The following is a 14,890-nucleotide window of genomic DNA, read 5'->3' as shown; positions in this document are numbered from 1 at the left end:
GTGGTCAATTTTATACGGTGAAAACATGATCAAAAAAATACTTCAAGACCCGCTCTTTCTATTTCTTAGTGGTGGGCTGACCATTTTTACGCTTTACGGTTACGTTGCCCAGAATACCGCGACAACGATCTCAATGTCACCACAGAACCGGGAAGCGCAATTTGAAGAATTTGAAGCGCTCACGGGGCGGCCGGTGAGCGAGAAAGATGCCAGCAACATTGAACGATCGTTTGTCGAGGAGGAAATTCTATTTCGAGAGGCGCTGGATTCGGGCATGCACCTCACCAATCCTGAAGTGAGATCCGCATTGGTTGAAGATATGCGCTACAGGATATCTGGCATTTTACCAGAGCCGGATGAGGCCGCCATGGTCTCGTATTATCTAGAGAATATGGATCGTTACTACGTCGAGCAGTCCTACGATTTTCAGCATGTCTTTTTTAAAGACAAACCACAGAATGCTGACCCGCTGCTTGTCGAGCTTAGGCAGGGAAAAACAGTAACGGGGGATGAATTTTGGAGAGGCCTAACGCTACCAGATTACGGCGCAAGTATGATTCGGACGATGTTTGGTCAGGAATTCCTCAAGCAACTATCCAGTGTCGATGAAAATGTGTGGTTTGGACCCATTGAATCAAAGCTTGGCTGGCACTATGTGATTGTGACTGGCCAAAAGGAGCCAAGACCATTGAGTTTCGACGCCGTAAAAATGCAAGTCAAAAACGACTATTTGGCAGACGTGCTCTCAGATCGATCTCGCCAGTATATGGAAGAAATTGCCAATAAATACACGATTGAATGGGCGTTTAACGATGTTAAAAAAGATTAGCGCCTTATTGATCGTTGCATCTCTGTTTTTTTCCAGTATGTCTTCAGCGGATGTGTTTTCAACCGCATCCATTTTGGTTCAGCACACAGGAGAAAAAAGTCTTCGGGTAATCGGTCAGCTACCGCTTAAAGCGATCAAGGAAAAGGCGTATCAGTTAGACGCCGCGTGTGATGAGACACAAAGGCACACCAGTAGAATGGGGGATATTGCTCAGGTCACTTCAGAGATCGACTGTCAAATTCCGGTATCTGATGTAGAGCGCATTGTTGTTCCTTGGGCGGTCGCTGAGGCGAGGCTCGAAATATCAACAATGGATGGGCGGACGTTCAGATCGTTGAATGGTTCAGGCGACAGCTTGAGCATCCCTTTGACGACCGGCAGTCCTATAGTAATGTCCTATAGAGACGTCGTTATTAATTTTCTCTATCAAGGCGTTTTACATATCTGGTTTGGTTGGGACCATCTTATCTTCGTTCTGTGTATTTGCTTAATAGCCTCTAGAAAGCAAATCATCTGGCTTATCAGTGCGTTTACCATTGGTCATACCTTAACGCTTTCCCTGTCCTATTTGGATATCGTTTATCTGCCCATTGCTCCGGTAGAGGCATTGATCGCCTTTTCAATTGTGTTGTTAGCGCGTGAAGCGCTTCTAAAAGGTCGTGATAGCCATTCCTCTCACTCACGCACAAGTCTATTTGTCATCGCGATTTTCGGATTGGTGCATGGGCTTGGTTTCGCCAGCGCGCTTGGTGCCCTAGGCGTGCCTCAAGATAAAATTATTTCGTCGTTACTTTTCTTCAATCTTGGTGTTGAAATCGGGCAAATAATATCTGTTGCGTTTCTACTGGCTCTATTCAGCATGCTCAAGCGACTATCGGTAGACGGATACTTGCGATTTGTCGGCGCTTGTTTTTCCGGCTTGATAGGCTCTTTTTGGTTATTTGAAAGAATGTACGGCTTCTCAGGCTAAATCTGGTTTTCAGTTATATGAAGGGAATTCAATAAAGGGTAAGAATATGTTCAAGCGAGTACTAACAACCTTGGTTCTTTGCGCATTAAGCTCTAGCTACACTTATGCAGAGGACTCAGGTGGAGAGAAGCCATTGCCGAAGTGGTTTACCGATAAAATTGAGGGAAAGGTCTCCGAAGAAGATCTTGAAGTACTTAACACATCATTGGTTGAGTCTCTTCTCGGCACCCGAGAGAGGTTTTTCAATGCAATGATGAAAAAATCTGGGGATGAAATCGCCGATTATATTGAAGGAATGAATACGGTTCAGGAGCAGAAGAAATTCAACCCTGAGACCGACACGGCGGCAGTACCCTTGAATACAGAATCGGAAGGGTTTAATGCGTGGAAAGTCATGCGCCCCAAGAGCTTGAATCCTAAGCGCGAGCCTGGTCCATTTTCGCTTAGCCGTTACGCCTCTGACGGTCGAGGTCAACACGGTGTGCAAACCTTTGTCGGCGCTCCTCTGGCCATATACCCTGACGATTTAATCGCTGGCGATGTAGATGTTGCTATCGTCGGAGCGCCTCTGGATATGGGCTCTTACTATCGCGGACAGCGCTTTGGCCCGCAAGCGATTCGAACGGGGCGATATCGAGGTGGCGTTGATATGAATACCATGGTGGATCCCAATAAGGTTCTAAGTATTGTGGATTATGGTGATATTGCCATCGACAATATGAGTACGGAATTATCCATCGAGCATGTCCGTGAGCGAGTTAGAGAAATTGCCGAAACCGATACCATCCCCTTTATTGTTGGCGGTGATCACAGTTTGGAATATCCGGACGTCGCGGCGTTGGCCGACGTTCACGGCAAAGGTAGCTTTGGCGTGGTTCATTTTGATGCCCACTATGATGCTGGAAAGGGAAGTGTTCACTGGATGACCCACGGGCAACCTGTGTACCGGATCGTCAAGGAAGGTCACGTTAATCCCGAAAACTATATTCAAGTGGGTTTGAGGGGGCCATGGCCTGGTGCCGAGGGTTTTGAATGGATGCGTAATAACGGCATGCGCTATCACACCATGGCTGAAATAGATAAAAAAGGTTGGAGCAAAATCGTCGATTTAGCGTTAAGTGAAGCGAAAAGCGGACCGGAAAAATTGTATATTTCCTTCGATGTAGATGTTCTTGATCCGGCATTTGTCCCCGGAACGGGTACCCCGGTGCCCGGCGGATTGACCATGCGCGAGGCGATACCGTTGGTTAGGGGGCTGTGTGCCCAGAATGAGATTGTGGGTTTTGAATTGGTTGAATTGGATCCACTAATGGACCCAACCTATAGATCAGCACTCAATGCAGGGCATATCCTTCACGCTTGTCTTGTCGGTGTCGCTATGCGAAAAGAGGGAATCACTGATCCAAAATATCTCTCTGATTTAACAACCGAACATCGACAGCCTTACGCAGGGATTGAAGGCAGAGAGAATGGTAAGCGAGAGGAAGTAGATCCAGAGTACGCTCGTTAGAGTAAGATATTTGAATAATAAGTAAGTCCATTGACCCCAGCCAGACTGGGGTCGGGCCAAGGGCCGAGACCTATTGGCTATCATTGGTTGCCATTTTCTGGACGTTCATCATCAAGCCGAAGCCCTTATAGAGAGGTTTCGATAATGAGTGTTTCTAGCCGATTAATGATTTTTTTGAATTGAGATTCTTTGGCTAGATTGTAGAGCTCATCTAGCTCATTATTAGGCAACCGATTAATCTCTTTTATCTCATCAATTTTCTGCAAAAATCCGACCCGATAGCCGATTGTCGCTATGTACTTTAACGACTGTAATTGTGCCTCGGTGAGGATAGGTTTACTGGCGATGAGTGATGAGTCATCCGGTTCTGAAGGGATGCGTGTCCAGGTGATTCCCATCCATTTTTCAAGTTTATCGAGGACTTCCTCGATACTGAACGGCTTCACCAAATAGTCGTTATGGTGCATTCTGGATGTTGTCTTCACTTCCAGATCTCTAACGTTCGCGGAGGCAATAATAATCGGGATCTTATAGCCTCGTCGACGAATCTCTTCGGCAACCTGCCATCCGTTCGTGTTGGGCATTTTAAGGTCCAGTAGAACCAAATCAATCTGGTTTTGACTTAACAGGGAAAGGCCTGAGAATCCAGAGTCGGCAAGTAACACCGTAAATTTCAGCGGGTTTAAAATGTCGTAGCATAGCTTTCTTTGAAACTCATCATCATCAATGACGAGTATCGTTTTAGCTGGACCCTCGTAGCCGACGACGGTGGTATTTTCCGTGGATACGCCTTCCGAAATATCTTGTAAGGCAGGTAGCATGAGTTTTAGGTCAAACTGCGAACCTTTTCCTACTTCACTGGATAGCGTGATGTCACCACCCATTAGCACAGCCATGGCGCGAGATATGGTAAGCCCTAAACCTGTTCCCGAAATGTCACTGGTGCTTTCGTCATCGATCCTTTCAAACGGTAAAAAGATAGTGTCATAGTGTTGCTGGGGAATGCCTGGTCCCGTATCCTTTATCGAAAAGCAGCAGACTTCGCTGCGATAGCTCACTTCAAAAGTCACCTTTCCCTTATCGGTGAATTTTACCGCGTTAGAAAGTAAGTTGATCAATATTTGCCGTAATCGTTGCTTGTCTCCGTAGACGTAAACGGGAAGGTTTCTGGCGATAGACGTATTGAAACTAAGCCCTTTTGCGATCGACTGCTGATGGAACATTGAGATGAGCTGGTCGATAAGCTGCCGAATATGAATTTCGTCGCGCTGAAGCGACAGTCGACCGGCTTCGATTTTAGAAAATTCGAGGACATCTTCGATTAAGCCCGCGAGATGGTCACCATTCCTTTTCATCGTCAGCAGAGATTCTTTTGCTCTGGCTGGAACCTCTCTGTCTTGGCTAAGAAGTTGCGTATAGCCCAACAGAATATTTAACGGGGTTCGTAGTTCGTGGCTCAAGCCAGCGAGGTACTTACTTTTAGCAAGGCTGGCCGATTCTGCCGACTCCTTGGCGGCTTTGTACGCGAGATTCGTTTTCTCGTGTTCTTCGACTTCATTGGCCAGGGCGATGGTTTGTTCTTTGAGTTCTTCCAGAACCGATTGGTTTCTGTCTCTTGCCAGTGATAAAAGCCAACTAATAACGCTGATAATGATAAGGAAGAAGAAAAAGACCTTTATAAGAATAGGCGCGACAATTTCGCTGAGGGTAAGCTCATCAACATCCAGTTGCAGGTAGATTAATATTAATGTCGCTCCGCAAACAAGGGCAAGAATCGAAGTCACTACCAGTGTTTGTAACACCGGCGCCGAAACGATTGTTTTCGGCCGGTCTTTAAAAAAAGTTGTGAGGAAGAGACGAAATTGCTCAGAGAGAGTCGCGCCATCTCGGCATTGATCTCCACATCGTATCTCCAGGCTGCAGCAAAGGGAGCATATCGGATTGTTATAGGCCGGACAAAAGGTCATATCTTCCTGTTCAAATGTATTTTCGCAAATGACACATTGCTCGTTTTCACTTGATATTGCCGTGGCTGCCATATTGTTAACCAAATAAAACTGACCCTTTGTTAGCCTTGCTATGGTAGGTACCGCTATAAAGGGAATTAAAAGAGCGATATAGGAGCCCAGCGCCTTTATGGTTTCTCCAAATAGACCGGAATAGGCAACGAAACCGAAAAAGGATGCGGTAATCATCGATCCTAATCCGACCGGATTTATGTCATGGAGGCGTGAGCGTTTAAATTCAATTTGTCGGGGGCTTAGACCAATTGATTTGTTAATCAACAGGTCAGCGCAGACAGAACCTAGCCAGGAAAGCACCAAAACAGAATATACCTGCAGCATGCTTTCAATGGTTTTATAGATACCCATTTCCATTAAAAGAAGCGCAATCATGATGTTGAAAATCATCCACACCACGCGGCCGGGATGATTATGTGTGATTCTGCTAAAGAAATTAGACCATGCTAGTGAGCCAGCGTAGGCGTTGGCCACATTGATTTTTAGTTGGGAAATAATAATAAATATGGCAGCGACCAAAACACCCATCGTTTCATTGCGAAAGAGGTAGGCATAGGTGGCTTGATAAGCGTGGGCGGGATCACTCGCATACGCCCATTCAACACCTTGTTTGATGGCTATATACGCGAGAAAAGAGCCTAAAAACAGTTTGGCAGCGCCAAAGAATATCCAACCTGGCCCGGCAAGAATCATGGCGCACCACCACTTAAAGGGGGGCGCCTTTTTTTTGTCGGGACCGGCGGGTAGAAACCTGAGAAAATCGACCTGCTCTCCAATCTGCGCGACAAGCGACAGCAAGACTGCGGACGCAGAACCAAACAGAAGCAGATTGAAGCTTTGAGCGTCTTCGTTTCCTTTGCCAGGAAAAGCGATCCATTCCTGAATCTTGGAGTCGGGATGTGTGAAAACGTAGATTAGCGGCAGCAGTTGCAAGGCGAGCCATATCGGCTGTGTAACCAGTTGAAATTGACTGATATAGGTTATGCCATGGGTGGTCAGCGGTATAACAACTAACGCACTCAGCGCGTAACATATTTCAATGGGAATACCAAAGAGGAGCTCCAATGCCATGCTCATAATGGAGGCTTCAAGCGCAAAGAAGATAAAGGTGAAGGAGGCGTAGATGAGAGACGTAATGGTAGAGCCGATGTACCCGAACCCTGCCCCGCGTGTTAAAAGGTCCATATCCAACCCATAACGAGCGGCGTAATAGCCGATGGGAACGCCTAAGATCATGACAACAATGGTTAAAGCGAGTATCGCCCAGGCAGAATTAGCAAACCCGTAGTTGAGGGTTATTGCGCCACCAATCGCCTCTAATACTAAAAAGGATACAAATCCCAGAGCGGTATTTGCGATTCGAGAATAGGACCATTTTCGAGCTCGGTGAGGCGTAAACCGTAGAGCGAAATCCTCCATTAATTCGTTGTTAACGAATTTATTGTATTCTCTACGACTGTCGGAAATGCGAGTTTGACCTTTGCTGCCTTGCTTTTCGGAGATCTGCATAATGATGGATATGCTTGGTTGCTAAAAATAAACCTTTCGGATCTCCAAGGGTTTTCATAAAACGCTAATGTGGAGATGATGTTATATCGGCGATTAGGCGATCGAGATCTTTTACGATACTGGTGCTGCCGATAAAGGGCTCATAGGGTTTCCAGTGGCCGATATAATTGGTATGAATCGCGTCTCTTACTTGTAAATTGCTTGCTGTCGATACGGATGCTGTATTTTGAGAAATCGCAACGCAACTTTCTTCCCACGGTAGATTACAAAACTCTAGTAGGCGCTGAATATTTTCTCTGGGTCTCGTGACCAGGCTTTCGTAGCGTTGGATATAAAAGTTGCCTGTGGAATCAATCCTCTGCCAGTGTTGAATCCATTCAAGAAACGACCAGTATATGTCGAAGATATGTGGCATTGTCTGTGTGTACTGGTAGTTTTGGTTGTAGATATTAAACAGCTGGCGATAGTTGCTGGCACACAGATCCAGCGGATCCCTGAGGAGGCAAATTATTTTTGCTTGGGGAAATGCGTTTCGAATAGCGGGCAGTAAATAGAAGTTGAAGGGCAGCTTGTCTGTGAAGTATTCCGTGCTGCCCAGGTGCTCGACTCGACGGATATAGGCCTTTGCTAGGGCGTTCGGGTTAACTTCGTTCGCCGCCTCCAGGTCTTTGGCGTCAATAGCGCCATGCCTATTGATGCCCGATAGCTGGCGGACTGAGTCAATCATTGCCTCAAGCTCTCCCCCTGCGGTTACGCTGCTATGGGAGCCCATTATCCTTTCCACCAGAGTCGTACCGGATCTTGGAAGTCCGACAATAAAGATGGGAGCTGCTTCCGCAATGGGCGCTGTAGATTTTTCTGGCGGAGCGTATCCTTTTAACCGTTGAAACAGTTCTCTGTGTTGAGATGGTTGATATTGTTTTTCCTGAATTAGCGCTCTTTTCGCTATGTTTAGAGCGTCAAAAGCGCGCTGAAATTCTCCCTGTCTTTCGAGCAATCTTGAAAGCGCATGGCTGCAATGCTGGATTGCTTCAGTGGACAGGGAATGTGCTGATAAGGCTTCTTCCAGAAGTGAACGATGCCAGTCGATGGCGCTATCATGAATGATCTCTGAGAGAGAGTAATGCGCTGCGTAGTGATCTGGCTTGCGCTTAATGATGTCGATAAGGTGACTTCTGGCTTCATCTAGGTGACCACAAAACTTACAGCACACGGCAAGGTTGTACCGGTAGCTGCAGTCGTCTGAAAAAGACACCGCACGCCTGAAGTAAGTAAGCGCTTGTTTATGTAGTCCACTCTTTGATAGCGCGACACCCATCGTATCGGCTTGCAGTGGGGTTTTTATTCGGTCTGCCTGTAACAGATTCGATAGGCTGGATACGCCGCTAGTCTCGCCCTGTAGCGCATAAATTTTGCAAAGGCTGACGATGTATTTATCGCGCTTTTGCCGTTTTATGGCATGTTTGCACAGTTCGCGAGCCTTATCGAGCTGATTGATGGACAGATTCAGTAGAGCGAGTAAATGGAGTGCCTCTGAATCGCCGGGTGATTGATTGAGTCTTTGAACGCACAGGCGATGAGCCAACGAAATATTCCCGGTTTCAAATGCGCGTTCTGCGGAGGTAATCGATTCTGAATGCGACATTGAAACGAGTTTCCGCGTTAGATGGCCAGTTTAAAGAATTCGGAAGGCAATAGAAGCTGCTAAGGTTCGGTTATCAACCTCAAGCTTAAAGAAAACCTGCTCCAAATGCTTATTGACGGTGCGAACGCCTATGTCGAGAATCTGCGCGATCTCTTTATTTGTTTTGCCCATAGAGAGCCAGTACAAAACCTCAGATTCACGATTGGTGAGATCAAGCGCGTCTCTGAGCTTCTTTTCTCCTGAAATTCTAGGTTCCTGGAATACCAGCCGAAAAGTGCTTTCTCCATTGGTTCTCTTCGAAATCAGCGTTAACTCAAAATTGCCTTCTGGGGTGTTTACGGTACGTGTTGATTCCTCTGAAGGTGTAGACATGATGCCTTTTGCAGTCTCAATAACGATCCTGTAATTGCTGTCTGAGTCGCTGCATTCGCCTTTTAGAAGTGCATCCGTATGGCTGGTCGACCAGAGCAAGTCGCCATCCTCATTGATGGCAAACAAGTTCTGACCGATGGAATCAAGAGCTTGTCGAGCACTTGTCGTTATCTGAGCGTTGTTCGCATGGACCTTTATGCGAGCGATAAGCTCATCGGGGTTGACGGGTTTGGTGATGTAATCAACACCTCCGGCATTGAGACCTTTCAAAATACTTTCCGAATCTTTCAGGCCGGTCATAAAAATGATGGGAATATGTTTAAGGTTTGCGTCGCTTTTCAACTGCTTGCACGTCTCGAAGCCATCCAATTTAGGCATGATGGCGTCTAACAAGATAATATCGGGTTGAATTTTGTTGGCGATAGCGATTGCCTGTATGCCCTCTAATGCAACCAAGGTGCTGATTCCTTGGCTTTCCAAAATATCGTTTATCAGGCTTAGAGAATCTGAAGAATCATCAACAACCAAAACAGTGTACATAGGTTTTTTCTCAAAAAAGCGGGTGAGAACTCCCGGCTACTGGACTATTTCTAGCTTAAATATCAGTAAGCACATCTTTAAAAACGCGCCTTTCGAATCGCAATGGCATCAGTGCCTTACTCGCTTAGTCTCCTAATTCCATTTATATTCCTTCGCTGTGCATAGTCCTTCTTTACTAGATTCAATAATCACTCGTTTTAAAGGAGCCTTTTTTAAGAATGCCTTAAAAAATCTGTCTTAACTTTCAGTAAATTCGCTAAACAATAGCGCGATAGAAAATCCATTTCTAGTCTATCAGCAGAAATAATTACCTGGTCAAGTACGGACTACGCAATTTTCCCCCTTGTGAAATTCCACCTTCCCGGATTAAATTAATCGTAAATGGAATGAAAGAAGTTGAGGGAAGTGACATGCCGTTACCGGGTAGGTTCTCTGTTCTAATACCTTTGATTTTTAGCGTGATTGGAATGGCGCACCCAGTGGATGCAGACATCAAACCCGAGGTTGTTGGGAAGGTAGAAAGCATTGGTGACGGGCCTTTTTTGCTCGCGTCGGAATATGATAAATCCCACGTTATTTCGCCGGAAGGATTTCGTTATTTGGGAATGATTTCAGAGGCGACTCAACGTGTGATATCTAAGGACCATAAGCAGCTTTATACCACCCGAACTTTCTACGACCGTGGTCGAGAAGGTGCAAAACACGATACGGTACGAGTGTGGAATATCGATACACTGACACCGGATAGTGAAGTGGATATCGAAAACAAGGTGGCGATGTCTGGGCCTCAATCATCCTATATGGCAGCATCCAGCACCGATAAATGGTTGTTTATTCTCAATGCAACGCCTGCAGTATCTGTCACCGTTTTTGATACTCAAAAGGGTGCCCAGGTGGCAGAAATTCCCATACCTGGGTGTTGGGGAATCTATCCTATTGCTGATCAGGAAGATCGATTTACAACTCTGTGTGGTGATGGCCGCATGACCACCGTCACCTTAACGCCGGAGGGGAAGCTTCAGCAATCGGACCGTAGTGATAAAATTTTTGATGTCGATACGGATCCTCTGTTTATGCATGCAGAGAGAGACGGAAACACCCTTTATTTAATATCCTTTCATGGAAATCTCTACAGTATTGATGTCTCGGGTGATCAAGCTGTTCTGTTATCCAAACACAAGGTAGAAGATAAAGAAGATCCGGACATCTATAAGCCAAGCGGCTATCAGTTGATGAGCTTTATTCCGAACGAAAAGTCCCTATACATCTTGATGCAGGAAAAGCCCTGGGAAGGATCTCATGTTGAGCCAGCGAATGAGCTTTGGGTTTATGATGTGACCACCAACAAGCTGCGTTCTAGGAGTACAGTTCAAGACGCCTTGTCGATTATGTTTGTTCCCGGTGCCAAAAATGCCGTTTTTGTCGGCACAAAAGACAATGGGCTGATCAAATATGTGGCAGATGAGGCGTCTAATTATACTGTTCGCCGCGACAAGTCTATGAAAATGGATCGAATCACATCGTTATTGCTGGTTCAATAGAGAGGGGTAGGGGATGGCCATATTCGTTTCGATCACTAGCAGTATTGCGTTCGGCTTGGTCGCGTTGACATTGGCAAAGTCACTCATTCATAAGCTGGCGCAGTTTGGTGAATTTCAAACTGTGCTGGCAAGCTATCAAATTCTGCCAGTTAGAATGCTTGGTTTCTTTTCTCCTATGGTTGTCTTGGTTGAGCTATTGATACTAGTAGCATTTTTAACGCCATCGACGACGATTGCGGCAGGCTACGGGGCCTGTCTTCTCTTTTTGGCCTATGGTCTGGCCATCTCTTTAAATCTTCTTAAAGGGCGCAATGACATTGATTGCGGCTGTGGTGGTCGTGGACATGGCATAACCTGGATGCATGTTCTACGGGCGGGCGTATGCTCCATTTTGTCTCTGTATTCGACGCTGTCGCTTGGCGAGGTACAAAATCAGCTTCTGTATCCTTGGATCAGCATGTTTGGCATCTTGGTCCTGTGGTTGGTGATGATCATCTTCGACAATGTGCTAAACACGCATACCCATATCCGGCTGCTGATGGCATCAGAGCCTTAAAGGGATGTTGAATCTCTGACTATTGAATTCCGTTTTCGATGTAGGTTTTGCGCTGCGGAGGCAGAGTAGATCGAAAATTAGAAGGCTGAAAGGTAAAGCGGTCTTTCTGTTTTATTTAGAGGGGTAACTCAATGCTCATATTAACGGTCTTGGTTGTTATTTTATCTATAGTCGTCGCCGCGCTCTGCCTTGCCCTTTGGGCGTTATCCCGGCAGGTGGGCTTATTGTTCGAGAGAGTTCTTCCGTTGGGGGCACTGGTGACTGACAGTGGTCCAACCGTAGGAAGCTCAGCGCCAGAGTTTGATCTCAACTCGATCAGCTCGTCAGAGTATTTTCACATTGGTGGTGCTAAAACCAAATCCACGCTGTTGTTCTTCCTGTCGCCAAGCTGTCCCGTTTGCAAAAAACTGATTCCAATTCTTGGGAGTATCGAAAAGGCCGAGGCAAGTTGGTTGAGTATTGTTTTGGCCAGTGATGGCGATTTAGAACAACATCAACAGTTTTTAGCGAAATACAAATTGGACAGATACCCGTATCTCTTGTCGTCGGAATTAGGGATGTCTTTTCGGGTTAGTCGGCTTCCATTCGCGGTATTAATCGATGAATCCGGAAAAATTGCCTCGAAAGGGTTGGTAAACAACCGCGAGCAGATTGAAAGTCTTTTCAATGCGAAGGAACTGGATGTTCCTTCCGTACAGGTTTATCTCGACAACGCATAACCTTTTAATAACGGATTATTCATGAAAGATCTCTTGAAGACTGTCTCAGCAAAATTTGATGCCGTTGCAGAGGCGTCTATCCGTCGAAGCGCTTTTCGGACATCTCGGCGTGGCTTTGTCGCCAGGTTGGGGCAGGCTGTCGTCGGCACCGCGTTACTGCCCACCCTGCCTTATGATCGCTTTGGCGAAGCGCAAGCTGCGACATTAGATGATCAGCGTCAATCTGGAGATGAGGCGTTTGATCAGCCTGACCAGCAGTGTGACTACTGGCGATACTGCGCGCTGTCGGGGACGCTCTGTACGTGTTGCGGAGGTTCGACGAGTCAATGTCCTCCCGGTACTGAAATTTCGAAGGTATCTTGGGTTGGAACTTGCGAAAACCCTGACGATAATAAATCGTATCTGATCACTTACAATGATTGTTGCGGAAAAATGGCTTGTACTGGATGCCGCTGCTCCAATCATGAACGGGAGAGGCCGGGTTACCGACTTGGACTGCACAATGGTATTAACTGGTGTATGGCAAATAATAAAAATGCCTACCATTGTACGGTAGCCGCTGTGGTTGGCACCGCTTAACCGTTTGGCGATGAAAAATTCGATCCGTCAATGGCTTTTTTACTCGGTAATGGTCGGCGTAAGTCTGCAGGGCGTTGAGGCAAGCGAGAATTCGTCAATCAATAAGCTGTCCGCAGGGGCGCCAGTCGAGAGCAAGTATATGCTGTTTTGCGGTGGGTGCCATGGTGTCGACGGGAAAGGCGAGGTAGAAGCTGATGTGCCTCGGTTATCGCCGTTTGTCGGCAGTTTTTTGCACGACACTCAAGGTGCTTACTATTTGGTCAATGTCGGAGGTATGATGAGCGCTGGTATCAACGCTCAAGATGCCGCAGATATCACGAACTACATTCTACAAACGTTTGGCCGAGAGACTCTTCCTGATTCATTTTCACCTCTCTCTGCGGAAGATATCGCGATGTTGCGCTCGAGCCCACCGGATGATCTGGTCGCTCTGCGCAGGGATATTGCGGCTAGGCTTGCCGAAGACAATATTGCTATTCCAAGCCATTATCCTTGGAAGTAGATAAACGAGCCGCCGCCTTTGTGCAGCTCGTTCATATCCTTAGTCTCTGCCGATGTTGCGAGTCATAAACATTAAAACACCGAGGATGAGCAGTAGCAGAACAGTGCCTGACAATAACGCCGAATCCTCCAGTTTTAGCACGCGGTAAAGCAGGGTGTAGAGTAGGGTGAGCAGCAGGGTCACCAGTCCGGTTCGCGCAAAATGTCGAATGGCTGCGAAGCTATACAGGCTGATCATGACAATAATGATTGCGGCTGCAGCGACGTATGCCAGATAGAATCCAATATGTTCAGCAAGCGACAGTAGCGTCAGGTAAAAGAGCGACAGGGCCAGTCCGATTACTCCGTATTGGACTAGATGCAGGCGTCTCTTGATGCCGAGTTCAAAGATGAGAAATACGATATACGTCAAGATGAAAAATAGTGCACTGTACTTGATAGCACGCGTAATTTTTGAATAGAGCGAAATGGGTTCAAAGACGCTGACACCGGCGTAAAACTCATTTACATCGAATTCATTGGAGCCCAGTTGCCAGAGTTGCGGGTAGTTTCTTGCGAGATTCGGAATGGACCAAGTAGCGGTGAATCCTTTATCAGAAATGTCATGCTGATTTGGCAAAACGCTCCCTTGAAAGCTTGGGTGGGGCCAATCAGACGTCAATGTGACATTCGTGACCTTACCAAATGGTGCGAAAAAGAAACCCTGGCTTCCGTTGGCATTAATGTCGAATGAGAATGTGTAATCCGACCCGGCATTGTCTTTACTGAGGTCAATCGGCGCGTGGAAGCCGTTACTGATGGTGTTGACCACTTTCGTTCCCGGTTCGAAATCGATGGGTTCAAGTGTTTGATCGGCTTTCTGCCAGTTTAAACCAGAGACATGATTAATGGCCTGAGTGTCGGTGATGCCAAGGGATAGCCAGGCGCGATCCCAATGAATCTGGTCGATGTTTGTCGACAGTTTACTCAGGTCCGGGCGTTTGAATGAACCTGTAAGACTAATGTCAACGGTGTAAACCTGGGCGGTGTACAGACTGCGTTTGCGGGTTTCAGTAACCAGCTCGGCGTTGATGTTCAGATCTTCAGGCAGCACCACCGCTGTTCGTTGATACCGATTAACCTGATTTTCTTTTCGTTCAACGCCGTCTTTGTCGGTGACTGTTTTGACACTCACCACTTTTTCGGTATAGGGGACAAGAAGGGCTGGGCCAGACAGAGATTGCCTTTCTCCCCAGGTTTCAGAAATTTCCCCAATCACCGAGTCGTAGAGAAAGTTTCTCTCACGAACAACATCGCTCACCATGCTGGTTGGAATGTTCATCAATGCGACTAAGATGGCGATTAAAATAAATCGAAACAGCAGCGTTTGCGTAAACGCTTTTGCATTTAGTGAAGGTATGGCGTTTTCGCTGTCACCATCCTGGTTAGACAGGCGTACCAGTCCTACTTTCTGAGCGATAAATATGGCAAAGAATACGATACAGGCGAGTACCGCGATGACGATTAAAAGCCCCGCCAATGCAAACACCACATCCATTGAATTTTCCTTTAAATCCGTGAATACAGCGGCCTAGTTTACGATAAAAAGGCGTTTATAC

12 protein-coding genes are annotated in these 14,890 nt (G+C 46.6%); 8 read left to right on the top strand and 4 right to left on the bottom strand.

What is annotated here, in order from left to right:
- The first annotated feature begins 25 nt into the window (after positions 1 to 25).
- The 3 genes from ACXAFR_RS07900 (at position 26) to ACXAFR_RS07890 (ending at position 3,309) form a co-directional block, all read left to right on the top strand.
- Positions 26 to 829: a peptidyl-prolyl cis-trans isomerase gene (locus ACXAFR_RS07900; protein ID WP_475175060.1), complete on the top strand. Its 804-nt coding sequence runs from the start codon at positions 26 to 28 to the stop codon at positions 827 to 829.
- A 196-nt stretch (positions 830 to 1,025) separates the two neighbouring features.
- Positions 1,026 to 1,799, top strand: a complete 774-nt coding sequence (locus ACXAFR_RS07895) for a HupE/UreJ family protein (RefSeq protein WP_475175057.1) — start codon at positions 1,026 to 1,028, stop codon at positions 1,797 to 1,799.
- Positions 1,800 to 1,845: 46 nt separating this feature from the next.
- Entirely contained in the window at positions 1,846 to 3,309 is a 1,464-nt protein-coding gene (locus ACXAFR_RS07890; protein ID WP_475175052.1) for an agmatinase family protein, read from the top strand.
- 125 nt (positions 3,310 to 3,434) lie between these two features.
- On the opposite strand, the gene ACXAFR_RS07885 is transcribed toward ACXAFR_RS07890, so the two are convergent.
- The 3 genes from ACXAFR_RS07885 to ACXAFR_RS07875 form a co-directional block, all read right to left on the bottom strand.
- Positions 3,435 to 6,515: a hybrid sensor histidine kinase/response regulator gene (locus ACXAFR_RS07885; protein ID WP_475175048.1), complete on the bottom strand. Its 3,081-nt coding sequence runs from the start codon at positions 6,513 to 6,515 to the stop codon at positions 3,435 to 3,437.
- A gap of 388 nt (positions 6,516 to 6,903) precedes the next feature.
- Positions 6,904 to 8,484, bottom strand: coding sequence for a tetratricopeptide repeat-containing sulfotransferase family protein (locus ACXAFR_RS07880; RefSeq protein ID WP_475175044.1), 1,581 nt, complete (start codon positions 8,482 to 8,484; stop codon positions 6,904 to 6,906).
- A 30-nt stretch (positions 8,485 to 8,514) separates the two neighbouring features.
- Positions 8,515 to 9,396, bottom strand: coding sequence for a response regulator (locus ACXAFR_RS07875; protein WP_475175040.1), 882 nt, complete (start codon positions 9,394 to 9,396; stop codon positions 8,515 to 8,517).
- 386 nt (positions 9,397 to 9,782) lie between these two features.
- Here ACXAFR_RS07875 and ACXAFR_RS07870 point away from each other — a divergent pair, with 386 nt between their 5' ends.
- The 5 genes from ACXAFR_RS07870 to ACXAFR_RS07850 all read left to right on the top strand — a co-directional run bounded on the left by ACXAFR_RS07870 (position 9,783) and on the right by ACXAFR_RS07850 (position 13,293).
- The gene (locus ACXAFR_RS07870) at positions 9,783 to 10,937 is read left to right on the top strand and encodes an amine dehydrogenase large subunit (RefSeq protein ID WP_475175036.1); all 1,155 of its coding nucleotides are present in this window, start codon (positions 9,783 to 9,785) and stop codon (positions 10,935 to 10,937) included.
- Between the two features lie 13 nt (positions 10,938 to 10,950).
- A complete protein-coding gene (locus ACXAFR_RS07865) occupies positions 10,951 to 11,493 on the top strand; it encodes a MauE/DoxX family redox-associated membrane protein (RefSeq protein ID WP_475175032.1) in 543 nt (180 codons plus the stop codon).
- Between the two features lie 131 nt (positions 11,494 to 11,624).
- The gene (locus ACXAFR_RS07860) at positions 11,625 to 12,212 is read left to right on the top strand and encodes a redoxin family protein (protein WP_475175028.1); all 588 of its coding nucleotides are present in this window, start codon (positions 11,625 to 11,627) and stop codon (positions 12,210 to 12,212) included.
- A gap of 21 nt (positions 12,213 to 12,233) precedes the next feature.
- Positions 12,234 to 12,791 carry a methylamine dehydrogenase light chain gene (locus ACXAFR_RS07855; RefSeq protein WP_475175024.1) on the top strand — a complete coding sequence of 186 codons (558 nt, stop codon included), beginning with the start codon at positions 12,234 to 12,236 and terminating at the stop codon, positions 12,789 to 12,791.
- Positions 12,792 to 12,801: 10 nt separating this feature from the next.
- Positions 12,802 to 13,293 carry a c-type cytochrome gene (locus ACXAFR_RS07850; RefSeq protein ID WP_475175019.1) on the top strand — a complete coding sequence of 164 codons (492 nt, stop codon included), beginning with the start codon at positions 12,802 to 12,804 and terminating at the stop codon, positions 13,291 to 13,293.
- Positions 13,294 to 13,332: 39 nt separating this feature from the next.
- Here ACXAFR_RS07850 and creD read toward each other — a convergent pair whose 3' ends face one another.
- Positions 13,333 to 14,829 carry a cell envelope integrity protein CreD gene (gene creD / locus ACXAFR_RS07845; RefSeq protein WP_475175014.1) on the bottom strand — a complete coding sequence of 499 codons (1,497 nt, stop codon included), beginning with the start codon at positions 14,827 to 14,829 and terminating at the stop codon, positions 13,333 to 13,335.
- Between the last annotated feature and the right edge of the window lie 61 nt (positions 14,830 to 14,890).

This window comes from Pseudomaricurvus sp. ABR4_320 (assembly GCF_056159445.1).
This window is presented reverse-complemented; position numbering and strand designations above follow the sequence as displayed.